Consider the following 23,220-nt stretch of genomic DNA (forward strand, 5'->3'; position numbering starts at 1 on the left):
ATGAGCACCATTGTTTTTCATGACCTCGGCCTGAAAGACTATAAGGAAACCTGGGACCTCCAGGAACAGCTTTTTTCTGAAATGATGCCAGGTCAGCAACAGCAAGAAATGGCCGGTCACTTGATCTTTGTCGAACACCCCCATGTTTTTACCCTGGGCAAAAGTGGTAACGAGCAAAATCTGTTGATTAACGAGACCATGCTCAAACAAAAGGGTGCACAGTTTTATCACATCAACCGCGGCGGCGATATCACCTACCATGGCCCGGGACAGGTGGTGGGCTATCCCATCATACGCCTGGATCTTTTCGGTTTAAGTGTCCGCTCCTATATCTTTAACCTGGAAGAAACCATTATCCGGACCCTGGCCCGCTACAACATTATCGCAGGACGCCTCGAAGGGGCGGCCGGGGTTTGGCTGGATGCCGGTCAGGCCTTTGCCCGCAAGATCTGCGCCATTGGCGTACGCGCCAGCCGCCAGGTCACCATGCACGGATTTGCCTTTAATGTCAATACCGACCTCGACTTTTACCGCTACATCAACCCTTGCGGTTTTATTGACAAGGGCGTGACCTCCATGCAAAAGGAACTGGGAAAACTGGTGGATATGGCCGAACTGAAAGGGGTGCTCCTCGAAATATTTATGGAGGTTTTTGGAGCAGAGGTCTAAAAAAGAGTGACCCGAGGCTTTAGCCAGGGGTCACCTGAAACTTTTTCAATCATGGGATTTAGCTCTTCCCAATTCTTTTTTCATATTCTCTAAAGCCCCAGTTTCCTTTTGATGTGCCTTGGAATGGCATCCTTGTGGACCATAATGTAAATGGTCTTGGCCCTGACAAAGCTCTCCGACATGTTTAGGTAGCCTCCGAAGGTGTTGCGCTCGGTTCCCCAGGAATTCTTGGTGATGTAATACTTGGTGCCGTTCTGGTCGCGGGTGATCCCGGTGACGTGCATCAGGTGGTCGTCGGTGGTGGTAAAGCCTTCATAGCCTTGCTGCCTGATTTCCTGGTCAACTACAATTTCCGGGTAAGGCTCTTCAAACTTATAAACCTCTTCCAGTTTTTCTTCCGTCGTCATCTTTTCAAATCTTGCCCGGTCTGTGGTCGAATAGGTGTCAACAGGGGCCTCCACATCGGGATTGATGGCCACCCCGTTTTTGTGCGAAAAACCTTTCTCGCTCACATCCCCGTCCCAGTTTACCGTATAGCCCTCCTGAAGGGAATAATCCATGATCTCAATCAGCTCGTCAAGCGGCACATTGTAAAACTGCCCGTGAGCCCAGTTATCAGGCACTTCCAGCGGGAAGGTGGTATAAAACGGGAAATGGTTGAAAGAGGTGATCTCTACATAATCGTCAGGGTTGAAATCCAGCGACTCAAAAAAGGATGGAGCGGTATAGTTCTCGCCCTTGTACGTAAACGTCTCTGGCAAAGGTCCCAGGTAGATGTCTAGCAGGCTGTTGACCAGCTCCTTGTATTCGGGGCTTTCCTTACGGATATCCACGGGAATCTGACCAATGGCCTGAATAAAACGGTTCAGCTCACGATGGTTGTGCCTTTCCGAGTCATAGTTAATTCCGCTATACACTCCATCAGGCACCAGGCCGTGTTCACGGATTACGTTAAAGGCATTGTGTGCCAGGCTGCCCTGGCTCAGGTTGCCTTTTCCCCTGCGGAGGTAATTGTCGCGCAGACGGTTCACGTAATTGTGCCTGACAATAAACATCTCCGAAAGATCGTGCTCACCCTTACCCATCCTGAGCAATTCTGACTCAATAAACGAAACGGTGGCAAAACACCAGCAGGTGCCTGTGCTGGCCTGGTTTTTAACCGGGGTAACCTTTAACTCCACAACAGGGATGAATTGATAGCCCGGCTTCTGAACCGAGTCTGTGGCATCTTGTGCCAGGATATTTTGGGAAAGGAAAAAAACCATCCCCGTGAACATCAATGAAAGGATCAGCCTCTTTTTCATGGTATTTGTGTTTTGATTTGGTTGTTGATGTGCAAATATAAAGGAAGCAGGATAAGCTGAGTAAATTTTTTATGGAAATTTAAAAAAATCACTGGTCGGCAATGTTTTCTTCAGGAACCTTACCTGCAAAAGGACTCTTTTGCGCCAATGGTTTGCTAATAAACAAAACACCCGGCTGTTTTCAGCCGGGTGTTTTGTTTATACATTTCTCGATTATTGGTCTTTTTGTTATTGGTTCCAGGGCTGAATTCTGAAGAAGATCCCCGGACCTTCAGTCAGCACATAGATGTAGCCGTCGGGTCCCTGGCGGATGTCGCGGAAGCGGGCAAAGCCTTCCAGCAGGCGTTCGGTATGGGTCACCTGGTTTCCTTCCAACGCCACGCGGTGGATGTGCTGTCCGGCAAGGGCGCCTGCCAGCATATTGTTCTCCCAGCCTGGATACTTTTCACTGGTTACAAAGGCCAGTCCGCAGGGGGCTATTGAAGGGGTCCAGTGCATCACCGGGTCCATCATGCCGGGCAGCGTGGTATCGGGCGTAATGATGCTGCCATCGTAGTTGATACCGTGGGTCACCCTGGGCCAGCCGAAGTTTTCCCCTTTCAGGATGCGGTTGATCTCATCGCCGCCCTGAGCTCCGTGCTCGTGTGCCCAAAGCTCGCCCGTCACCGGGTGAAGTGCCATCCCCTGGATGTTGCGGTGGCCATAGGACCAGATCTCGGGCCGGGCCTCGGGATCCTCCACAAAAGGATTGTCTTCAGGGATTCGCCCGTCATCGTGCAGACGCATCACCGTGCCATTGTGATTGCTGATCAGCTGGGCATTTTCCTGCTCGCCGCGGTCTCCAATGGTGAAAAACATATAGCCGTTGCCGTCAAACACGATGCGGGTGCCAAAGTGATGGGGACGGCTGGTAAAAGGCTGTCCATGAAACAACAGCTCCACATCAGTCAGGGTGTTCCCCACCAGCTTGCCACGTGCGATGGCCGTATTTCCACCCTCGCCACCCCGGGCTGCATAGCCCAGGTATATCAGCTGGTTCTCTTCAAAGTCGGGATGCAGCACCACGTCGAGCAGGCCACCCTGTCCGTGCACCCATATCTCGGGAAGGCCCCCAATGGGTTCAGGCAGCAGCGCCCCGTCTTCAAAAATGCGCAGCCGGCCAGGGCGCTCGGCGATCAGGATGCGGCCGTCGGGTAAAAAGGCCATCGACCAGGGGTTCTCAAGGCCCGTGGCAAGGGTGTCTACCGTAAATTGCAAGGCTTCGCTTTGTATTAGGTTTTCCGGTGGAGCCTGCTCCCTGGCATTGCAAGAAAACAAAATCAAGCTTAGTGTCAGTATGATCAGCGTTCTCATTGTTTGAAAGTTTTTAATGGTTCTATTTCCTTTTCAAACCCTTCCCCGGGCTTTTATTTGATAAAGTTAGTGAAAAATCAGGGAAAAGAAAAGACCCGGGTAGTCCGTTGTTTTCCTGTTGAGAAAATGAATTCTGGCTTTAAGCCGGAAGTATCCCGATCAGCAAAAAGGCTCCTTGCTGCACGACTTTCTCCAGCAAGCCATCCTGGTAAAGCACCCCCTCAAACCCTGCCCGTTCCAGTTCCTTAAACCATAGGTCCTTGCTGAAAAGGCCGAGGATATGCACATCGATCATGGTCTTGAGGCGTCGCTGGTCGCGAATCAGGCAAATGAAAGTGGCTTCAAAGCTAGGGTCTCCCTGGTCGGGAACATAATTGTTCTCAATGAAGGTGATCTCTACGCCTTTTTCAGAAGCCGTTTCAACGGTGGTCCGGTTTTGTGGAAACTTCTCAGGGTCGTAGCCCACAATGGCCAGCAGCAAGCCCCCGGGGTTCAGCAGCTTTTTGGCATTGCTGAACACCTGTAGCATCTCGGAAGGCGAACGCAAATAATCAATCGAGTCGGGAATGATCACAGCATCGAAGCGTTTCGTGGTGCTGAAAGTCCGCATATCGCCGGTATGATAATCACATTCGGGGTTTTTCCTGCGGGCGCTGCTGAGCATATCTCCACTCAGGTCAACACCCGTCACACTGAAATGCTGTTTCAGGTGATGGTCCATGTTGCCCGATCCGCAACCCAGATGCAACAGGCTGCGGGTAGGCTGCTGCTCATGGTCCCTGATTTGCATGACCACATAATCAGCCAGGCTGGCATACTCCTCGCGGCTGCTTACAAGCTCCCATACCCACTGATAATCCGTGTATAACTGGGGACCGCTCGAATACTCCTTTTTCTTTTTCATGATTCGATAGAACTGATGATAGGGAAAAGGAAATTCTTTTCCTCCTTAACAAAGTTAAGAAGTTACCGATAAATATGTTCTGTAAAAGGAAGCCTCAGACTTTTTTTGCTTTTTTAAACACCCAGTGTTTCTGAAGGTTGAAGTTGATCAGGGTAACGCACAGATCGGTAATGATCCGGCTGATCTTGTAGTCCAATCCAAACAGGGAAGTCACAAAAAAGGTGCCGGAAGCCTTTAGTAGAATGCTGTTGGCCACCACCGGCACAAACTTCATAAACTGTTGCCAGGAAGGGTTTTTATAGGGCAGGTCTTTTGTGCGGAAAGCCCAGCGCCTGTTGAGGGTGAAGTTTACCAGGGCGCCCAGGACCCCGCCAATGGCAATAGAAATGGTATAGTGTACGTTGAAAAACTCGGTGATGATGACCATAAACAAGTAGTCAATCGCCCCGCCAGCAAAAGCGGAGACCTGTGCCTTGGAAAACATTAGGATTCGCTTAACCATTCGCTGCTTTTTTTGCTTTTTCCTCCCGGTCACGCGCATCGGCCAGGACAAGCAATTTCACAAAGTCAATCAGGTTAACCATAAACAGCACGATACAGGCCAGGGAAGCGGAATACAGGATGGAACCATTCACCAGCACCTCCAGCACCAGGAGGGCTGAAATAAGCAGGCGCACCTCAGTGGGTCCGAAAGCTCCTGAATCGATCGAGTATTTCCCTGTGACCTGGTAACGCAGCAGGGCGGTGATCATCTCCCAGCCATACAAAACCACAAACACAAAACCCACTATTTTCCAAAGCCCGGGGGCAAAAAAAATAAAACCCAGGCCCATCAGGATGATGCCCAGCCAGTCGACGGTCAGGTCGAGCGAGAAACCATACCACTTGCGGGGTTTGTTGCGGTAATAGGCAATGCGCCCGTCCAGCGAGTCGCCAAACCAGCTGATGAAAAAGCCTGCCACACCCAGCAGCAGCCAGGTTTTCCCCACTGTGGCAGCCAATATAAAGGACAGGAGGACCACGATGCTGCCAACAAACCCAATGCCTGTCAGCATATCCGAACTGATCCAGCCCGGGATGATCTGCACCAGGTAGGCAATGGCCTTTTGTTCGTATTTCCTCAATAGATTGGTACGTTCCCGCCCCTGCGAAATGCTCTTTACCACCTTACCAATGGGCTCCTTCGACGTTTCTGTCATCTCTTTCCCTATTAATACCTGGTCATTTCCATTGGCCAGAAAGGCTGCCCCCGGCCTTGCCAATTCTCCTGGCAACACAATGAACAGCCCCTATTCGATTTATGGCAAATATATAAAATAGAATCAGATCAGTTGCCTTTAAAATTCAAAAAAAACTGCAGAAAGTTATTTTTGTTTGGATCAATAAATATTGCAACCAGCTCATAATGAGGTTAAAAGACAAATAATAACCGTCTTTTTCTTGTTTCTTATTCTTTGTCAGGATAAAGTGATCCAACACATTGCTTCTGTCCAAAGATGCATAGCCTTGCATAAACGCCCATCCATCCGTCCCCATATCAGCAATAGCCCTCATTTTATGATCGTCTAAAATGGATGTTCCGGTCCGTTTGCAGGATTTACTCGCGGGGCTTTCCTGTTCGGCAGCCGGTAACACTAGCTCCTTGGCGGAAGCCCTGCTTTCCAGCCACCCCGGAATCATCACGGTAAGCAGTCAGTGTTTCGTGGGTCGAAGGTTTGGATGATTAAAAGCCAAGGTATTCCCTGGCAAGGGTTTTGTCAAAATCGCTGCGGCGGAAAGGATGCGCCTCGGTGTTGAAAATGTTATCCTCAAAATCAAACTTTTCCTGATGGTAGGAGAAGGTGAGATAGAGGTATTTTAGCGTTTCAGCAAAGAAGAAGGTAGCCATCTCATCGCGCTGTTCCATGGTCTCCACATCGGCCACGGCAGTATAGGCCACCTCGGTGCGACAGTGCTGTTTGATGCTGTTCCAGTAGCGTTCATTCCGGTTGAAATACAGGGTGTCGCCGTTAAAGTGGTAGAGGTAATAGGCCGATTCGATGACTTCGGGGTTGAGGTCATACACCGGGTAGTTGGGCTGCCCGCTTTCATAATCGTAAACCATTGGCACCAGCCCGTATTTGTTCCACAGCCAGTCCCAGGTGGTGTGCAGCCTTTCGGCCAGGGCGGTGTCGCCTGCCAGTGCCAGGGTGGCGGGGAAGAAGGCATCGTAAAGCGTTACCGAGGCGCTGGTTTGCTCGCCCGTTTCCATATCCACCCGCGCATTCCAAAGCAAACCCTCGTGTTCCTTCAAAATATATCCCTTGATGGAGCTGATGCTTTTATTAAAGATTTCTCCAAGTTCAGGATCACCAAACAGCAGGAAACTCTTCAGCAGGTATTCGTAATAAGAATCGACCCCAGCGCAGATATGGCTCTGCTTCGACACCCATTCGCCGGTTTCCACATCAATGATGTCGCCGATCAGGCCCAGTTCTGAACGGCGCTCATAAATCGCCAGGGTGGCTTTTTTAGCCGCCTGGTAATATTTGGGGTCGCGGGTATAATAACTCAGGATCCCCATTTCCATGGTATAGGTCGCGGCCTCGGCCACATTCACCGTGTCGCCCCGCGCCACCCCCGTCTGCAGGTTCACCCAGTAGGTCGGGATACCTGTCGTGGTATTGAAGGCCGGCAGCATCCGGTCACCAAAGTCGCGCGCCTTTTCCAGCACCCGATCATTTCCCGAAAGGGCATACATCGACAGCAAGCCCCCCAGGATGCGGATGTTCACCTCAAACACCTTGGCGTCGATGTTCTTGTCGAAATGCAATGAATCGACCACGTAGCGCTCGATCTCTGCCGCCTCCTCCATCAGCCCCATCACGTGCAGGGTGCTGTAAGCATCGATGGGCGAGATGTACAGGGGCTCGTCATACCAGTCCGTGTACGACTTCGACAGGGGCGTCAGCACATCATGACCCCAGGCATATTCCTTGTAAGCCTGCCACGCCCTCAGGGTCTCGTTCACCACATCAGTGGCCAGCGAATCGGCGTGGGCTATTGCCTCTGCTGAGATGGCATCTTCATCCTGGTTTGCATTGCGTTGGTTGCTGCAAGCCGAAACGATCAATAGGATCAGCAGGAGAGGGATCAATTTTCTCATTGTCAATTTTGTTTTTTTGAAGATGAATATCCGGTTCATTTAAAAAGTTTCAGCCAAAAAAAGACCGGTGAACAGCCATTACCTGCAAGAGTTCCCAGTCTAACCAGGGCGGAAAGTTAATAAACTTTCGGCAAATTTTCAGGCACACTGGTTGGGAAAATCGCCCTTATCACAGAGGTACCATAGAGGTACCATGGTCGTAGTTTATTCGGTTTAAACCGTATAAACCCCGTTTAAACTCCGTATGAACCATGGGCCAGTCCACAAAAAAATCCCTGGAGAACCCAGGGATGTGGTTTATTATCAAAGCTTTGATAGCCTTCAGAAAAGATGCCTGTCGAAGCTGATCACTTCAGGCTTTTCTTGTAGCGGGCCACTTCCAGCAGTTCGGGCAGTTGTAATTTATCCTGGATGTTGAATACCAGGGGGATCATGCGTCCCGAGGGTTTTGTTTGGCGGAAGGTTTCCTTCAGGCTTGCGGAAAGGTTGAGTTCAAACACGCCCGGGGCGGTCTTTTCATTGAAATAAAAAGCAGTCTTGAAAAAGCCATCCCACACGGAGAGCCAGCATACTGTTTTTTTGCCAAAGACGATCTTACAAAGCCAGGCCTTGCCATCCTTGTAATAGCTCCAATGAGGTACAAGGCCAAATTCGGGGCCTGCCAGGGTTTCCATCAGGTTCTCATAAGTGGGGTAACTGTCGCCCAGGGCGTTTAGCAGCACCTCAGCCGTCGGTCGCACTCCTGGTTCGCGCAAAAGCAAAGTTTCCATTTTACTTGTTTTTAGGTTCAAGTAAATGTATGAAAAAATGGGGGTTTCTGAAAGGATTTGGCCTAAGAAAAGGGGGTGTCGGGCTCAGTTGTTTTTGCCGCAGCAGTGCTTGAACTTTTTGCCGCTTCCGCAGGGGCAGGGGCTGTTGCGGCCGATGCTGCGTTTTTTGAAATTCAGGGGCAACCTTTCGGTGCCTTTTTGACTGAAGATCTTTTCGAGCATGACATAGATTTCGGGGTGTTTTTGTTTGAGCAGGTGGGGCTGCTCGAAAAAATATTCGCTGACCACCGCGAAAAACTCCTGCTTGTTGGTGGCACCATAAGGGTTAATGCCCGACTGATTGTTGAAGATCTTCTCCATTTCTTCTTCGACCAGGTTGAGCCAGGGGATGGCATACTGGTTCTGCAGGAGGACCTCAGGCAGGCCGTCGGCCACCCCATCAGTCATATCGATCAGGTGGGTAAACTCGTGAATGCCCACGTTTTTCTTGTCGTTGGCAATGGCAAAGCCCTGCCGGAGGGCCTGTTGCGAAAGGATCATCATACGGTCCATGGCCCCGGTGCCAACCATCCCCAGGATGAATTTCTGGTGGCCGGTGTCGTATTGCTCGTCGAAGGAGCCGGGATAAAGCAACACCTCGCTCAGGTTGCGGTATTCCCATCCGCGGAAGCGAAATACGGGGATAACAGCGCTGGCCGACACCAGCAGGCGGTCGGTGTCGTTGATGCGGGTTTTGATGCCGGTGATGCGTTTCTCGGCAAGAAAGATCTGTATGTCCTTTTCAAAGACAGGCTTTTCGCTGGCAGGCAGGTGGTTATAGTAAATCACCTTTTCGGTGAGGATCTTGCGCCAGGCCGGGGGAAATTCCGTGGCAAGAATTTTTTTTCGTCTCCTGTATTTAAGGGTCGCCCAGCGCCAGATCAGGAAAAGCCCCAGGGTACCTATAATGATGAGAAAGATGAATTGGCCGGATGACTTTTGAAGGCTGCTGATCAAAAGGGGCGAATATACAAGCACGAATGCACCAGACAGGATCCAGGGCAATGAGCCTCTTTTATTCGGATGCGGATCTTCCATTCTTTTTTTGTTTGGCAGGTGCTGGCCTGGAGGTACAGGTTCATAAAAACAAGCCTTTTTGGCTTGCTCCAATCCTCAAATATAAAAGGATTCTGAGGATAATTTATGTTTTCTGTATGAATATTTTAGGATTCAGGACGATCGGCAATGAAAACAAAAACGCCCCGGAAGCCAACTGCCGGGGCGTTTGTCATCCACGAAAGTGGAAGGGATTATCTGGGCTTGAGGAAGCTGATGACCTCCTCGTTGAAGCGGTCAGGGTTTTCGAATTGCAGAAAGTGGCCTGTATCGGGCAAAATCACCAGTTGGCTTTTGGCGATCTTTTCGGCCCCCACTTGTGCCACCGCGGCCGTAGTGCCGGGGTTGAGGAAACGGTTGGGGATCAGGTTGTCCTTTTCGCCAAAAAGAATCAGGGTAGGTTGGGTGATCTTTTCGAGGTGATCGATGACGGGTTCGTCGACCATGCCGTTGACCGACTCAACCACGGCATGGCAATAGGCATCGAAGTCTTCGGCGCTGCGCATGGCAATGCGGTCGGTGATCATGAACTCGGCATCGTCGGGCAGTTCATAGAAGTTGTAGGCCAGGTTCGACACGATATCTTCTACGCGGGTGAGTTTGACGCCGCGCAGGGTCATGACATTCCGGAACCATTGCTTCTGGCCTTCGGTGAAGCGTTCAAAGCCGGCAGGTGCAGCGAGGATAAGCCGCTTGACCCTTTCAGGGTGCTTCATAGCGGCCACCATGCTGATCTGCCCGCCCATTGAATGCCCTGCCAGTACTGCCTGATCCAGTTCGAGCTGGTTCATAAAGTCAACCACCACGTCGGCGTAAAAGCTCATCATCCCGCTGTGGGGTTCCTTGCTGGAGTGGCCATAGCCGGGCAAGTCGATGGCGATGCAGCGGAAATCATCCTTCAGGCCTTCGATGTTCTTCTTCCAGGCGGGCAGGTAGGAGCCCAGTCCGTGGATGAAGATAATGGTTTCGTTGCCCTGGCCTTCGTCGACGTAGGCCAGTTTGCGCCCATCGCTCAGGGTGGCATGATGCACCGTATAAGGATATTCTATCTCGTTCAGGCTGTTGAGGCCCGGGAGATCATTGTAAGGATGCCATTGTTTCGGGTTCATGGTCTTACATTGGTTAAAGAGCACGAGGGGGGCGAGTATGACAATGAGTTTGAGAAAGTTCTTCATAGCTTACCTGATTTGGATAATACATTAGAACATCAGCCATTTATACACCACAAACATGGTCCAGGGGTTTGCGGGTCTCACGCCATCAATGCCCCCGTTGACTGCAGCGCTGTAACGGCTGTCGGCGCTGTCGAAGAAGTTGCCCAGCCACATATAGGCTCCGTGGAGTTCGATGCTCATAAAGGCGCCCAGGTTGTATACCAGAGCCCCGTTGACTTCAGCGCCCAGGAAGTGTCCGCCGCCGGCGGGAGTCACGTTGCTCAGCGCGGTGGCGGTGCCTGCCTTGACATTAAAACGGTGGGGGATCACGCTGCGATTGTAGTTGGCTACTACGGCGGTCAGGCCATAGCCCATGTTCGACAGGTCGGATACCACGGGAGTGAATCGGTTCACCACGTTAGCATGGGGAAAGAGCAGGTAAGCCCCGCTGTTGATATAGATACCACCGGGCGCTGCCCAGGTGTTGCCGGTAATGACTCCCGAGTAACGCTTGTCATCGAGGCCGTCGTCATCGCCCGAGGTAAATAAAAGCTCCATATTGACATTGTCGTTTAGGGTTTGCCCATAGCGATAGCCCATGCGCAAATTGGCGGCAAAGCCGAAGATGTCGGCGGCATTGTTGAAGCCGTTGCCGCGGTCGACCCTCACCAGGCCCATGTTATAGTTGAAATAGCCACTCAGGAAGAAACGGTCGAGCATCATGTCGGCGTTGCGCGAGAAGTGGGTGCCAATCCATCCGATGTCGGCCTTATAGGGGCTCGATCCATAGCGGAAGCGAAATACGCCGTTGTATTCCGTGAGCTGGCTGTTAAGGCCCTGCCCCAGGATGTTAACCCCGCCGTCACCGTTGCCACGGTCTCTTACATAATGTCCTGTAAGAGCGGCTTTCCAGAGCTTGTTGATGTGGGCTTCATACTGCACCTCATACAGATTCACGTCGTCATTGCGGAAGGTGCTGTTTTCATAGAACTTGAATGTGGCCAGCTTAAAGCGGTGGTAGTCGGCATCGCGATAAAGGGAGATGCCCACGGCATGGGTGCCGAAATAGTTGAGGCGATAGCCCGATTGGGTCAGTTTTTCAACCGTAGTGCGATAGGGATTGTAGGGGGTGTCATACATGCGCTGGAGGCCCAGGTTGATCATCCAGCCGGTCTTTGGGGTTAGTTCCAGTTCAATGTTCTGGGTCTGCATATTGACCTGGTGTCCTGATACAGCCCCGCCCTGGTTGCCACCGGCTCCATACGACACATCACCCCAGGTCCAGTCGATCTCAAAGGCCATCCTCAGGGTCGCCTTGCCATTAAAGAGGTGGGGTGAATAAATGAAGAAGGGGATAAGCCTTTGCTCGACATAAGCCGTGGTGGCGGTATCAGAAGTCATGGTGGTGTTGCGGCCGAACATCCGTCCTATCACCTGACCTCTTAAAAATTCTGTGGTTGGGAAGAAGTTTGAGGTCACGCCCTGGTTGATGTAAAAGGCCATGAACTGAAACTCACGATCAGCTTTGCGTGGCAGGTCGGTGTCGAACAAAGGACCTGCGCCTTGTCCGTGAAGCAAGCCCAGGGGCCAGAGCATCAATAGAAACAGTAAAATTTTGCGGTTCATTCGGGATCACTTTTAGGGTTGGAAAAGGATCAAAAGAAAGTAATCCCCCCTTGAGGGGACAGGCAGAGAGGAGGAAAGAAAGAGGCGGCGGAATGCACCGCCGGCCTCTCAGGGTTCAATGATATTAATCGATGCGAACAAAAACCTGGACATTGGTCTGCCCAAGGATCCCGCCTGCAGTGCTGCCAAAGCCACCTTCGGGGGTGGGAGGGGTGAGACCCAGTGCGGGTTCGGTTTGCAGCACTTCATATTTCATGTTAATGGGGTCCTCATCCCAGTAAATCTCGAAGATGCCTTCGCTGGTGCCCGAATAGGGAACGCCCTGCTGCAGGGTTATGGTCCATATCTCGCCAGTTCCGGATTCTTCCTGGGTAAAGGTGCCGGTGAAAAGGGTCATAACACCTTCGTTACTATAGGATTCCACGCGATAGCTTCCGTCATCGTTCATTTTGGCATAAATGGAATCGGTGAAGAAGGGCTCGCCCTGGAGCAGAAGCGCTACGTTGTCGCCCGAGCTTTGCCACTCGCCGATGATCCCCTTGGAAGGATCCACATCATCATCACCATCCTCTTTTTCGCAAGCAGCGAAACTAAAGGCTAATGCTCCAAAAAGGAGTGCAAAAAGAAAAAACCTGTTTTTTTTCATTGTCTTTGTTGTTTTAAAGTTAAAAATAGTCACTCTTATCAAGACGAATAAACCAGGGCAAATGCTGCCTGGTTTTTCATTCGTTTTCCTTTAATTTTTTTCGGTCGATTTTCCCTGCGTGGTTTTTCGGTAGTTCCTCCAGGAAAACAACGTGGCGGGGTATCTTATATTTTGCCAGTTTCCCGGCGCAAAAGTCCAGGATGTCTTCGATGGTCACTTTTATGTTTTTTTGGGGAACGATGAAGGCTTTCCCGGTTTCGCCCCATTTGGGGTCGGGGACGCCAATGATGGCGACCTCATCTACGGCGGGGTGCTTGCGCAGCAGGTATTCAACCTCTGCGGGGTATACGTTTTCGGCTCCCGAGATATACATGTTCTTGATGCGGTCGACCACATAGATGAAGCCTTCCTCATCGCGGCGCACCAAGTCACCGGTATGAAACCATCCGTTGTGAATGGTATCAGCAGTGGCTTCGGGGTTGTTCCAGTAGCCGGGGGTCACGGTAGGCCCTTTCAGGAGGAACTCGCCCACTTCACCCGTGGGTACATTTTCACCCTTATCATCAACGATGCGAACCTCGTAATAAAAATTGGGCTTACCGATGCTGCCTGCCTTGCGGGTGGCATCCTGGTGGTTGAGTGACATGACATTGGGTCCCACCTCGGTCAGGCCGTAGCCCTGACGAATGAAGATGCCCTTCTGGTGCCATTGTTCAATGAGGGGTATGGGCATGGCCTCGCCGCCTACCACGAAATACCGGACCTTTTCGAGTTTTGCCTTTCCGTAGCCGGGGTTTTCCTGCATCAGTTTCAGCATGGTGGGTACCGCCCAGAAGATGGTCATGTCGCGTTCGTCAAGGGCTTTCAGCACAGCGCCAGGGTCGAAGGTACGCATCATCAGGGTGTAAGCCCCGTGGTGCAGAAAGGGAGTCTCGAGCACGTTCCAGCTTCCGGTATGGAAAGGCGGAGCACAGTTGATGCTGCGGTCGTCGGCGGTCAGGTCGAGACGAAGCTGGGTGTTGATGCTGTTCCAGAACATCATCTTGTGGGTGTATATGCTGCCCTTTGGGAAGGCTGTAGTGCCGCTGGTGTAAATGATCAGTGCAGCATCGTCTTCGGTCACCTCATGGGCTGGGCATTCTGCCATTTCCCCGCTTTTCACGAATGCGTCGGAGCGGGCGGAAAGATCTTCAAGGGGAAGGACCCTGGTCAGCTCGTTGAGGTTTTCAATGCCTTCGAACTTGTCGCGGAATTTTTCTTCTACAAAAGTGATCTTTGGGCGGGCATCACCAAGCATAAACCGGAGCTCGTGCGGGGTCAGGCGGTAATTTAGGGGCACGATGATCAGGCCGGTTTTCTGGGCTACCGCCAGCAGGGTGATGTATTCGAGACAGTTCTCGGCGAGTATGGCCAGGCGATCGCCTTTTTCAAGGTTCAGCTCATCGGCAAACCAGCGGGCGGTGAAATTGCCCAGTTGGTGGAATTGCCCGTAGGTAAAGGCGCGGCCTGTCTCATATTCCTCGATGGCAACCCTGGAGGGGTTGTACATATTCCAGCGTCCAAACCAGTCAATCCACGACATCAGGCTTTCCTCCTATTGAATAACAACAACAAAAAGGCCACGAATGTTGATACAACGATGGCCGAAGAAGAAGCAATGGCGGGGTTTTTCACCGGGCCCGTAAGGAATTGGTTGAAGAACCCGAAATCCCAACCAGCATTCACCAGGGGTTCGAGGCCGAAGAATACCAGGAAATGCACGATAACAGCCGTGATGGAAGCCACGAAGGAAATGCTGGTTTTCAGGTCTTTGACAAAGATACCAAAGATGATCGGGATAAAGGCAGCGGAGAAGAAGGCATAGACGCCGTTTTGTGCAAGGATGGCAACGCTGAGGTTGGGGTTGAGGATCTGCCCCCGGGCTATGAACCAGGCCAAAATGCCTAGCAGAATGATAGCCGCCTTGTTGATGCGTATTAGGCTTTGGTCCGAAAGCTTTTCTTCTCCCACCAGGGGTTTGATAATATCGGAAGTGATGGAAGTGCTCACTGACTGTATCAGTCCCTCGAGGGTTGACATACCTGCCGACATCAAACCCAAAACCACGATCAGGCCTACGATGACCGCCAGAAGGTTTCCACCAAAGATCTGCACCACGTAAACGGGGATGATCTGGTCATTTCTGAGGGGGGCGCCGTTGGCCATCAGGTCGGGGAAGGTCAGCCTGGCATAGAGCCCGGCAAACACCACGAAAAAGAAGATCATCTCAACGATAATGGCGGTGGTCAGGAATTTATTGACATCGCTGTCTTTTTTCAGCAACAGAGATTTGGTGATAATGTGGGGTTGCACCACAATGGCGATGCCCACCACAACTTGCGCAAAGATGATTTCATAGAAGTTACGGAATAGGGGGCTGTTGGGGTTGGTGGGTGCGGTGAGAATAGGGTCGATCTCTCGCAGTTTCGAAAGAAAACCACTGAAGCCATCACCAAAGAATTTGATACCGCTGCCCAGTAGGACAAATGCGACCACCAGCATAATAATGGCCTGGATGGTGTTGGTATAAACCATTGAATTGGCTCCGCCAAACATCATGTAGCCAAAGACGAAAACCACGACACAGGTCAGTACAATGATGGGGTCGGCATTGAGGGCAGTGGCGATCACACTGACGATGGCCACCAGGATCAGGACGATGAAGGTGATGAGCAGCAGGGACAGGAAGGCCATAAAGAGCGAATAGTTCTTGCTGTTGTAACGCTTGCCGATCCATTGGGCCAGGGTCAGGGCCTTTACCGTTTCCCCGTATTTACGAAAGCTTTTGGTAAGCACTGCAAGGCTGATCATCGAGGCAATGGGCAGGGCAATGCCATAGGAGATCACCCCGCTAATGCCAAAGTTGGCAATGAAGCCCGGGTTGATGACGAAGGTGGCAGCGCTGGTCATGGCGGCAGCAAGCGAAAGCCCAACGGCATAGGGCGAAAACAGGATGTTCCCCAGGGCGTAGTCGGAGATGTTTTTGATCTTGGAGGCGCCCCGAACCACGAAGAACAGTATCACTGCCATATAGAGCAGGATGAGGATCCAGGCGCCCGTAACCATTGTTGCTGTGGCCAATTTCTTACAATTTAAGGGTTAATATCTGAAGGCTGCGCTGGCAAAGGCAAGTCCGCCCCCGGAACCAATGAAAAACAGGAGGTCGCCCCGCCTGAGTTTGCCGTTCTGATAGATTTCGTTAAGAGCCAGGGGTATGCAGGCAGAACCGGTGTAACCGTAATGGTGCATTACCGTGGGTGCTTTTTCGCGGGACGCCCCCAGGCGGTCCATGGTTTCCCAGATGCTGTTGATGTTGATTTGGGTTAGCAGGTAATGATCCACTTCATTGGGCTTCACGCAAATGCGTTCGGCCAGGGTGTTAGCCATCATGGTCCACATTTCGGGATTTAGCTCCTTAGGGAATTTGTGGACGAATTTCAGTAAATGGTCCTTCTCATCGAGCACCTGCTGGCTGAGGGGATGGTTTGTTCCGCCGGCATAAATGCCCATGTGGCCATAATATTCTCCGCGGGTGATCTGCTGGCTGGTAAGGTAGCCCCGTCCGGCTTCTTCTGAAACTTTCAGGACCACAGCACCTGCCCCGTCGGCAAAAAGGGTCACCGTTTTCTTGTCTGTCAGGTTCAGGTATTTGCTCATGGCATAGGCACCCACCACCACGACGGTGTTGTAGTTTTCGTCAGCGCGGATATACTTGGAGCCGGTGTCGAGGGCGGTGACAAAACCTGCGCAGGCGGTATTGATGTCGAAGGTTCCTGCATTGTTCATCCCCAGCATATACTGCACCTTTGAGGCAGTGGAGGGACTTATGTATTCCGGGGTATCGGTAGAGATGATCAGCAGGTCCACCTCCTGGGGATCGACCTTGCCATCGTCAAGGGCGAGACGGATAGCTTCAGCAGCCAGATCGGCCACCGACTGGTCTTCACTGCACCAGCCGCGCTCATAGATCTGCACGTTCTGCGCCAGCCAGTCACTTACGTTTTCTCCCAGCAAAGTATCGAAATAGCTGTTGGGTACTACCTTCTCGGGAACATAGGCGCCGATGGAGTGTATGATGGCATTTCTCATAGTCTAAGCGTATTCGCGCTAAGCGTCATTACTGGTAATGCATTAAACGGTGATGCCCCCATCGACACTGATCACCGTTCCATTGATGAAGCCCGCTTCATTGGAAGCCAGGAAAGCATAGGTGGCTGCAATTTCTTCGGGGGTTCCCAGGCGTCCCATCGGAGTTTTGTCCTTCATGCCCTGGAGGATGTTCTCGGGCATCTTAGCTACCATTTCTGTGGCAATAAAGCCGGGAGCTACCGCGTTTACGGTGATGCCCTTGCGCCCCAGTTCACGTGCCATGGTCTTGGTCATCCCTACCACCCCTGCCTTGGTAGCTACATAGTTCGTCTGGCCGAAGTTGCCATAGAGCGCTACCACAGAAGAGGTATTGATGATGCGGCCGTAGTTGCGTGTGACCATAAATTCGGAAACCGCCTTGGTGCAATAAAACACGCCGGTGAGGTTTACATCGATCACCTGCTGCCACTGCTCGGGTGTCATTTTTTTCAGGGTGCTGTCGCGGGTGATGCCAGCATTATTAATCAGCACGTCGATGCGCTGGTATTTTTCGAAGACGCTTTTTGCGGCGCTTTCCACTTCCTCCCAGCTGGCGGTGTTCACCTTCATAAAGTGTGCTTTTCCACCGTCTTCAATAAGCTGTTTCTCCAGGGCAATGCCTTTTTCTTCGTTGAGGTCCCAGATGACAACTGTGGCGCCTTCCGCTACAAAACGCAGGCATGCGGCTTTTCCGATGCCGTCGGCGCCTCCGGTGATGATGGCTACCTGATCTTTCATTCGTTGCAAATCTTTAAGGTGTTAACGTTCAACAATCATTGAAATTCCCTGTCCGCCGCCGATACATAGGGTGGCAAGGCCGCGTTTCAGTTCACGCCTTTGCAGTTCATACAGCAAGGTCGTAAGTACTCTTGCGCCTGAAGCGCCGATGGGATGGCCGAGGGCAATGGCGCCCCCGTTTACGTTGACCTTTGCGGGGTCGAGATTCAGGTCTTTAATGACGGCCAGCGACTGGGCAGCAAAGGCTTCGTTGGCCTCCACCAGGTCAATGTCGTCAATGGTCAGTCCAGCTTGTTTGAGGGCTTTCCGGGTGGCGGGCACCGGACCATATCCCATAATTTTGGGATCGAGGCCGCAGGTGGCGAAGGTCACAATGCGTGCCAAGGGTTGTAATCCGAGCGATTCAGCCTGACGGGCGCTCATCACAACCAGCATAGCGGCGCCGTCGTTGATGCCGCTGGCGTTGCCGGCCGTAACGGTGCCATCCTTCTTAAAGGCGGGACGCAGTTTCTGCAGGCCTTCAATGGTGAGCCCGTGGCGCGGAAACTCATCGGTGTCTGCCACCACGGGATCTCCCTTACGCTGGGGTACCGGCACCGGTGCGATCTCATCCTTGAAGCGGCCTGCTTTCTGGGCAGCCTCTGTCTTGTTCTGGCTTTTGAGGGCAAACTGATCCTGGGCTTCGCGCGAAAGATTCCACTTTTCAGCGATGTTTTCGGCGGTAATACCCATATGGTAATTGTTGAAAACATCCTGCAGGCCGTCGGTAATCATGCTGTCAATCACTGCTCCGTCGCCCATGCGGTATCCAAAACGTGCCTTAGGCAGAAGGTAGGGTGCGTTGCTCATGCTTTCGGTTCCTCCGGCAAGGGCTGCATCATATTGCCCGAGCATAATGCCCTGGGCTGCCAATGCAACAGCCCGCAGGCCTGATCCACAAAGCTGGTTGATGGCTATGGCAGGGCTTTCAATGGGCACTCCGGAATATACAGCTATTTGACGTGCCAGGTTTTGCCCTAAACCGGCCGACAAAATGTTGCCTACAAAGGTCTCGCCGATGAGGGCTGGATCGATGCCAGCCCGCTCAAGGGCAGCCTTGGCTGCGATGGTCCCCAGTTCTACCGCTGAAAAGCCAGCCAGCACCCCGCCAAAACTCCCTACGGGCGTGCGGGCAGCTGAAACGATCACCACTTCTTGCATAACGTTCAATTATTTTTGAGATTTAATTTCCTGATAATAAAGCGTATTGCAAATTTCGATGGAAGGGCACTTAAAGAAAAGGCGGATTAGAACATAATTGGGTGTGACTATTTTATAAAATACATGAATTTTAGTTGTTAAAAATTTGATAAACAGAGCAATAAAAAAATTTAATATTGGTGTGACTATTTAAAAACAAAAAAATTTATTCCTTGAAAAAAGGCTGTACGAAAGTCAAATACCATTCAAAAGGGGATTAAACTTTTCAGCGAATGCGGTAAATGGTTAGGAAGAACTGGCTGAGCAGCTATTGCCAGCTTTATGGTTTTTGCTCTTGGTCTAAACAAAAAACCTTGGGGTCATCTTTTCTGGCTGGGTTCTGAACAATTGGTGGTGCAGGCGGTCGAAGACTTCGATGTCGTGGATTTTCAGGTCGTTGCACAGATCACTCAGGATAAAGAATTTATGATGGTCGGTAAGGCAAGGGAGGGCTGTTTCGTAGAGGGTCTCGTAAAGCTTTTCCCTGGTTATGGCCAGTTGCTTATAAGAAGCTAGCTGAAACATCCATATCAGGTTGGGAACATAACCGGCCCTTTTTTGTGACTGTTTGTCCTTTTCCAGGAGTTTGTACCGGCGTGCCAGCGACAGGATGTCCCGGTATTTTTCGATGGCCAGCAAAGCCAGGAAATAGGAAGAAAAGAACAAGTGCCATCGATGCTGCATGATATCGTCGCGGTTGGTCTGCAGGGTTGTTTGGGCATAACTGACGGCCTCAGCTGCCCTCCCGTTGCGCCAAAGGGCCTGGATGTAATACGCTATGAAGCCTACCCGGGTGTGCGGACTATTGGATTTCTTCAGTTCGGGAAAGGACCGGTTGAGGAGTTGCAGGGCACCGGTATATTTCCCCTTCCGCAACAAGACCGCACAAAGGTTGACCAGGTAATAGAGATAATCGTTGCTGTGGTAACGGATGGACAGGTAGCCGTAAGTTTCCGCCAGATCGAGTTCATTGTTGCGGGAGTGGACCAGCAGGCGGTTGGCATAGTAGTTGGCCAGGATGCGGGGCGAGTACATTTCGCCCTGGATAAAGCGCTTCTCCAAGTCTTCAAAGATTCCAATGAGCCGATGGTAATCCTTGTAATTGTAATAAAGGAAAACCAGCCTGACCAGTGCCAGGTAACGGTTCAGTCCGTCGATCTCTTCCTCGTAAAAGACCTCTAATAGCCACTTCTCCCACTGGGCAGCTTCTGTGTCATATTCTGAATATTGCCTTACGATGTCGCGGGTAGCTTGATGAAGCCGTTGATTGATGTGGCGCGAGCGTTCATAAGGAAATTTATACTTTTCCAGGAAAGCCGAGGCCAGCTCGTAATATTGCTGGCGCACACGGATCAGCAAAAAATTCTGGTAGTTCTGCACCAACTCATAAAAGCGGATAAAGTAAAAGTCCGGTTTCTGATATTGCCTGATGATTTTAATGATCCTTTTTTCATCTTCCGGGTTCAGGGCATCGGTCATAATGCGCTGATCCATTTGGCTTAGCCACTCATAAAAGATATCTACATTGATGGCTTCGAGTTTTTCAGTAATCCATTTTTTCAGATATGAATACTTGCGTTTGTCGGTGCGTTGAGGATAAGGTTTGGTTTGTGCGGGGTGGCGGCTGTTATGGGAAATGATTTTCAACAGGCGGATGTTCTCAGGGTCCTGCAACTGGTGAATGCCCAACAGATAATCGCACTCAAAGGGGAGGAGGGCTGCGGCAAATGCTGAGAACTTTTTCAGGGGCTTGTGCATGACGTCGTTTGTTTTCAATGGAATAAATATATAAAAAAGCACCATAGAAAAGAGCGTGTTTCCATATATTTTTTGTTAATTTTAAGCAAAAACACAAGAAATGAAAAATGCTATCGTAACAGGGGGTGCCCAGGGCATCGGCAAGGCTATATCCATGAAATTGATTAAAGAAGGGGTTTTTGTATTTGTGCTTGATATTGATGCGGAGGCAGTGGAAGACTTTAAGCAGGAAGTTGTTCCGCACAAATTTTATAAAACCTTTGTTTGCGATGCAGGAGGGGAGGCTTCCCTGAAGGTGGCTCTGGATGAATGCTTGCAAGGCCCTGAAGGCATCAGTTACCTGGTAAACAATGCGGCCATTTCGGCCAATAAAGCTGTGGAAGAACTCAGCTTGGATGAATGGAACCGGGTGCTTGCCGTGAATTTGAGTTCTTTTTTTCTGACGGCAAAATACCTTTCCCCGGCATTAAGGGTAACCAAAGGGGCCATTGTGAACCTATGCAGCACGCGTGCCTTTATGTCGGAGCCGGGTACGGAGGCCTATTCAGCCAGCAAGGGCGGGGTGTATGGCTTGACCCACGCTTTGGCCATGAGCCTTCAGCCCGAGGTAAGGGTGAACTGTATCAGCCCTGGATGGATCGATACCACGGCTTGGCAAAAGAAAAGCAAGCGGAAAGTTATTGATTGGGCTGCGGAACACCATTTGCAGCATCCCGCAGGCCGCATCGGCGAACCCGAAGACATTGCCGACCTCGCCTGGTATCTGCTTTCAGATCAGGCCGGCTTCATCACCGGGCAGAATTTCATAGTTGACGGGGGTATGACCCGCAAGATGATATACCTGTAAGGTTCAGACTTGATCAGTTAATCAGTTCAACTTCTTTTCTTCAGCCTGGATAACCTCCAGGTTCTGGCCGCTGTAAAGGTAAGCCACAACGGAACAGTTTTCAGCATCCCATTCCTCATTCAGGGTGAGGCTGTAGTTTTTTGTGAAAACTTGCATCGCTGATACTTGCCCTGAGCTAAGGGTTTCTCCCCAGGTGCCGTTGATGCATGTCCTGAGCACATGCCGGTGAACATAATCAGGGATGATTCCATCGGGGTAGTGGGGGTCATTGGTTTTTTGGGGGGATATCAAGCTATCCTCCAGGAGAAAAGCAACTAAATAGATTGGGCATTCCAGGTCCTCAAGCATAGTAGATTTAATGGTCACATCCAACTTGCGGTTTGAAGCCTGGTAGCTGGTGCTGATGTTGATCCCAGCTTGGGGTTCCTGTTCCAGGATCTCGCTGATGACGCCTCCCCAAGCGTTAGGGTTCAGGATCGGACTTCCGGATGTTTCTTTCCTGTTCACCATGCCCACAGGGTTGTAAGAGATACCGAAGTAGGTGTTGATCTCATTGCCTGCCGCAGTCCTGTAATCGGTAATAAAGTCGGGTGCGCTGGTACGTGCAAAGAAGCCTGCATGAATGCTGATGATGACCAGCTGGTCGCCGAAGAACTCCTTCAGGGTTTCGGCGGTTTCTGCACCCTCAGCACAGTTGGGGCACTGGTGCCCGGTGAATTCTTCCAGAAGAACCTTGCGAACCACATCGCCGTTATTTCCGTTTCCGTCCGGTGTATTCATATAGGGCTCTTCAACGATATCACAGGCCGTAAACACAAGAGCGGCCAGAAAAAGTGGAAAAAGGAAAGATATTTTTCTGAAAATCATCATGTACAAAGTTTAAAAACTGCTGGTAACGCTAAGCATAAATCCATTCGATGCTGGAACCTGGCGACACACCCCACCCACGCAAACGATGCCTTCGCGCTGCTTCCCATAGGAGAGGCTGAAGCGATTGGCGTTGCGGTTGTACCCGGCGCTAACGGTCAGGTAGTGTAAACGCAGGTCTTTATTGTCATTGCCATAGTTGTACTGGTCTGATAGCGAGAAGAACCAGTTCGGGGCAATGGTGTACTCGGCCAGGGCCATGGCCCAGTTGCCTTTGTCCTGCCTGGTGGACAGGTGCTGCAACTCCCAGCGGATGCTGTGACGATTGGGCAGGCGGTGGGTGAAGTCGGCTATGGCAATGTGGGCGTAAACCATTTCCTTATCGAGGTACCCTTCAATGACATTCTGGTTATAGGTGATGAAGGCATAGGATAGTAATCCACGCAGATTGCGGCTGAAGCGGCGGCTGTATTCAAGATTGAAATCCTGGAAATACAGTTCATCACCCCAGCTGAAGAAGTCAGAGGTATAGCCCTTGGTGCCACGCTGCCCGACGGCAGTGGTATCATTAATTGGACTTTTGTCAATTGCATTGGCGCGGCTATAATTCAGGGTAAGCGTTGCGCCATTGGGCCCTCCAAAGAAGGTCTCGCTGGCGAGTTTATAGGTCAGTTCGCCCAGCAATCCGATCTCGCCATTTGGTTGTGTGGCATAAGGGTACATCCCAGACAGGCTGTAAAGGTGCTGCCTGGTAGTGGGTGGAAGGAAATTGATGTGCAGGTCATTTCCGACTGCGGTGCGGTCACTGCGAAACCCCATGTTATCGATGCGCTTGGCCGACAACAGCAGGCCAAATCCACTGGCTGAATACGAACCGGTAAACACCAGGGCATTCCCGTCTTTGTAAATGAAGTTGTTATCGGTCGAGGGGTCATTGA

Annotated in this window: 22 protein-coding genes; 2 read left to right on the plus strand and 20 right to left on the minus strand. The window is 51.2% G+C overall.

The features are described from left to right. The gene (lipB, locus tag V2I46_07810; protein ID MEE4177398.1) at nucleotides 1-669 is read left to right on the plus strand and encodes a lipoyl(octanoyl) transferase LipB; all 669 of its coding nucleotides are present in this window, start codon (nucleotides 1-3) and stop codon (nucleotides 667-669) included. A gap of 89 nt (nucleotides 670-758) precedes the next feature. Here the strand turns inward: lipB and V2I46_07815 are convergent, their stop codons facing one another. From V2I46_07815 to V2I46_07900, 18 genes are all read right to left on the minus strand, one after another. Beyond that, complete coding sequence (locus V2I46_07815) at nucleotides 759-1,934, minus strand: C1 family peptidase (GenBank protein ID MEE4177399.1); 1,176 nt, start codon at nucleotides 1,932-1,934, stop codon at nucleotides 759-761. 267 nt (nucleotides 1,935-2,201) lie between these two features. After that, nucleotides 2,202-3,326 (minus strand): PQQ-dependent sugar dehydrogenase, encoded by a 1,125-nt coding sequence (locus V2I46_07820; GenBank protein MEE4177400.1) that lies wholly within the window; start codon nucleotides 3,324-3,326, stop codon nucleotides 2,202-2,204. 139 nt (nucleotides 3,327-3,465) lie between these two features. Beyond that, on the minus strand, nucleotides 3,466-4,230 hold the full coding sequence (locus V2I46_07825; protein ID MEE4177401.1) for a class I SAM-dependent methyltransferase: 765 nt from the start codon (nucleotides 4,228-4,230) through the stop codon (nucleotides 3,466-3,468). 94 nt (nucleotides 4,231-4,324) lie between these two features. After that, on the minus strand, nucleotides 4,325-4,732 hold the full coding sequence (locus V2I46_07830; protein ID MEE4177402.1) for a GtrA family protein: 408 nt from the start codon (nucleotides 4,730-4,732) through the stop codon (nucleotides 4,325-4,327). Then, on the minus strand, nucleotides 4,725-5,429 hold the full coding sequence (locus V2I46_07835) for a CDP-alcohol phosphatidyltransferase family protein (protein ID MEE4177403.1): 705 nt from the start codon (nucleotides 5,427-5,429) through the stop codon (nucleotides 4,725-4,727). The genes V2I46_07830 and V2I46_07835 overlap by 8 nt, the downstream gene beginning before the upstream one ends. Nucleotides 5,430-5,574: 145 nt before the next feature. Then, nucleotides 5,575-5,913: a hypothetical protein gene (locus V2I46_07840; GenBank protein MEE4177404.1), complete on the minus strand. Its 339-nt coding sequence runs from the start codon at nucleotides 5,911-5,913 to the stop codon at nucleotides 5,575-5,577. 40 nt (nucleotides 5,914-5,953) lie between these two features. Then, a complete protein-coding gene (locus V2I46_07845; protein MEE4177405.1) occupies nucleotides 5,954-7,375 on the minus strand; it encodes a glycoside hydrolase family 47 protein in 1,422 nt (473 codons plus the stop codon). Between the two features lie 347 nt (nucleotides 7,376-7,722). Then, nucleotides 7,723-8,145, minus strand: a complete 423-nt coding sequence (locus V2I46_07850) for a DUF3788 family protein (protein MEE4177406.1) — start codon at nucleotides 8,143-8,145, stop codon at nucleotides 7,723-7,725. Nucleotides 8,146-8,229: 84 nt separating this feature from the next. Next, nucleotides 8,230-9,222, minus strand: a complete 993-nt coding sequence (locus V2I46_07855; protein MEE4177407.1) for a zinc-dependent peptidase — start codon at nucleotides 9,220-9,222, stop codon at nucleotides 8,230-8,232. A gap of 212 nt (nucleotides 9,223-9,434) precedes the next feature. After that, a complete protein-coding gene (locus V2I46_07860) occupies nucleotides 9,435-10,415 on the minus strand; it encodes an alpha/beta hydrolase (GenBank protein MEE4177408.1) in 981 nt (326 codons plus the stop codon). A 24-nt stretch (nucleotides 10,416-10,439) separates the two neighbouring features. After that, nucleotides 10,440-12,020 carry a hypothetical protein gene (locus V2I46_07865; GenBank protein ID MEE4177409.1) on the minus strand — a complete coding sequence of 527 codons (1,581 nt, stop codon included), beginning with the start codon at nucleotides 12,018-12,020 and terminating at the stop codon, nucleotides 10,440-10,442. 124 nt (nucleotides 12,021-12,144) lie between these two features. Then, on the minus strand, nucleotides 12,145-12,666 hold the full coding sequence (locus V2I46_07870) for a hypothetical protein (GenBank protein ID MEE4177410.1): 522 nt from the start codon (nucleotides 12,664-12,666) through the stop codon (nucleotides 12,145-12,147). 76 nt (nucleotides 12,667-12,742) lie between these two features. Continuing rightward, entirely contained in the window at nucleotides 12,743-14,248 is a 1,506-nt protein-coding gene (locus V2I46_07875) for a long-chain fatty acid--CoA ligase (GenBank protein ID MEE4177411.1), read from the minus strand. Beyond that, nucleotides 14,248-15,786 carry a hypothetical protein gene (locus V2I46_07880; GenBank protein ID MEE4177412.1) on the minus strand — a complete coding sequence of 513 codons (1,539 nt, stop codon included), beginning with the start codon at nucleotides 15,784-15,786 and terminating at the stop codon, nucleotides 14,248-14,250. The genes V2I46_07875 and V2I46_07880 overlap by 1 nt, the downstream gene beginning before the upstream one ends. 18 nt (nucleotides 15,787-15,804) lie before the next feature. After that, nucleotides 15,805-16,794, minus strand: coding sequence for a ketoacyl-ACP synthase III (locus V2I46_07885; GenBank protein MEE4177413.1), 990 nt, complete (start codon nucleotides 16,792-16,794; stop codon nucleotides 15,805-15,807). 42 nt (nucleotides 16,795-16,836) lie between these two features. After that, entirely contained in the window at nucleotides 16,837-17,571 is a 735-nt protein-coding gene (gene fabG / locus V2I46_07890; protein MEE4177414.1) for a 3-oxoacyl-ACP reductase FabG, read from the minus strand. A gap of 21 nt (nucleotides 17,572-17,592) precedes the next feature. Beyond that, a complete protein-coding gene (locus tag V2I46_07895; GenBank protein ID MEE4177415.1) occupies nucleotides 17,593-18,771 on the minus strand; it encodes an acetyl-CoA C-acetyltransferase in 1,179 nt (392 codons plus the stop codon). A 339-nt stretch (nucleotides 18,772-19,110) separates the two neighbouring features. Further along, nucleotides 19,111-20,568 (minus strand): hypothetical protein, encoded by a 1,458-nt coding sequence (locus tag V2I46_07900; protein ID MEE4177416.1) that lies wholly within the window; start codon nucleotides 20,566-20,568, stop codon nucleotides 19,111-19,113. Nucleotides 20,569-20,668: 100 nt separating this feature from the next. Here V2I46_07900 and V2I46_07905 point away from each other — a divergent pair, with 100 nt between their 5' ends. Beyond that, nucleotides 20,669-21,415: an SDR family oxidoreductase gene (locus V2I46_07905; protein ID MEE4177417.1), complete on the plus strand. Its 747-nt coding sequence runs from the start codon at nucleotides 20,669-20,671 to the stop codon at nucleotides 21,413-21,415. Between the two features lie 21 nt (nucleotides 21,416-21,436). On the opposite strand, the gene V2I46_07910 is transcribed toward V2I46_07905, so the two are convergent. Both V2I46_07910 and V2I46_07915 read right to left on the minus strand, forming a co-directional pair. After that, nucleotides 21,437-22,285, minus strand: coding sequence for an Omp28 family outer membrane lipoprotein (locus V2I46_07910; GenBank protein ID MEE4177418.1), 849 nt, complete (start codon nucleotides 22,283-22,285; stop codon nucleotides 21,437-21,439). 9 nt (nucleotides 22,286-22,294) lie between these two features. Beyond that, nucleotides 22,295-23,220 (minus strand): DUF6029 family protein (locus V2I46_07915; GenBank protein MEE4177419.1); only part of this gene is annotated, 926 nt, incomplete at its 5' end.

Source organism: Bacteroides sp. (genome assembly GCA_036351255.1).
GTDB lineage: Bacteria > Bacteroidota > Bacteroidia > Bacteroidales > UBA7960 > UBA7960.

What these genes read in the sequence shown, in the direction of transcription:
- lipB (MEE4177398.1), top strand. Translation starts at nt 1, where the DNA reads ATGAGCACCATTGTTTTTCATGACCTCGGCCTGAAAGACTATAAGGAA.
- V2I46_07815 (MEE4177399.1), bottom strand. Translation starts at nt 1,934, where the DNA reads ATGGTTTTTTTCCTTTCCCAAAATATCCTGGCACAAGATGCCACAGAC.
- V2I46_07820 (MEE4177400.1), bottom strand. Translation starts at nt 3,326, where the DNA reads ATGAGAACGCTGATCATACTGACACTAAGCTTGATTTTGTTTTCTTGC.
- V2I46_07825 (MEE4177401.1), bottom strand. Translation starts at nt 4,230, where the DNA reads ATGAAAAAGAAAAAGGAGTATTCGAGCGGTCCCCAGTTATACACGGAT.
- V2I46_07830 (MEE4177402.1), bottom strand. Translation starts at nt 4,732, where the DNA reads ATGGTTAAGCGAATCCTAATGTTTTCCAAGGCACAGGTCTCCGCTTTT.
- V2I46_07835 (MEE4177403.1), bottom strand. Translation starts at nt 5,429, where the DNA reads ATGACAGAAACGTCGAAGGAGCCCATTGGTAAGGTGGTAAAGAGCATT.
- V2I46_07845 (MEE4177405.1), bottom strand. Translation starts at nt 7,375, where the DNA reads ATGAGAAAATTGATCCCTCTCCTGCTGATCCTATTGATCGTTTCGGCT.
- V2I46_07850 (MEE4177406.1), bottom strand. Translation starts at nt 8,145, where the DNA reads ATGGAAACTTTGCTTTTGCGCGAACCAGGAGTGCGACCGACGGCTGAG.
- V2I46_07855 (MEE4177407.1), bottom strand. Translation starts at nt 9,222, where the DNA reads ATGGAAGATCCGCATCCGAATAAAAGAGGCTCATTGCCCTGGATCCTG.
- V2I46_07860 (MEE4177408.1), bottom strand. Translation starts at nt 10,415, where the DNA reads ATGAAGAACTTTCTCAAACTCATTGTCATACTCGCCCCCCTCGTGCTC.
- V2I46_07865 (MEE4177409.1), bottom strand. Translation starts at nt 12,020, where the DNA reads ATGAACCGCAAAATTTTACTGTTTCTATTGATGCTCTGGCCCCTGGGC.
- V2I46_07870 (MEE4177410.1), bottom strand. Translation starts at nt 12,666, where the DNA reads ATGAAAAAAAACAGGTTTTTTCTTTTTGCACTCCTTTTTGGAGCATTA.
- V2I46_07875 (MEE4177411.1), bottom strand. Translation starts at nt 14,248, where the DNA reads ATGTCGTGGATTGACTGGTTTGGACGCTGGAATATGTACAACCCCTCC.
- V2I46_07885 (MEE4177413.1), bottom strand. Translation starts at nt 16,794, where the DNA reads ATGAGAAATGCCATCATACACTCCATCGGCGCCTATGTTCCCGAGAAG.
- fabG (MEE4177414.1), bottom strand. Translation starts at nt 17,571, where the DNA reads ATGAAAGATCAGGTAGCCATCATCACCGGAGGCGCCGACGGCATCGGA.
- V2I46_07895 (MEE4177415.1), bottom strand. Translation starts at nt 18,771, where the DNA reads ATGCAAGAAGTGGTGATCGTTTCAGCTGCCCGCACGCCCGTAGGGAGT.
- V2I46_07900 (MEE4177416.1), bottom strand. Translation starts at nt 20,568, where the DNA reads ATGCACAAGCCCCTGAAAAAGTTCTCAGCATTTGCCGCAGCCCTCCTC.
- V2I46_07905 (MEE4177417.1), top strand. Translation starts at nt 20,669, where the DNA reads ATGAAAAATGCTATCGTAACAGGGGGTGCCCAGGGCATCGGCAAGGCT.
- V2I46_07910 (MEE4177418.1), bottom strand. Translation starts at nt 22,285, where the DNA reads ATGATGATTTTCAGAAAAATATCTTTCCTTTTTCCACTTTTTCTGGCC.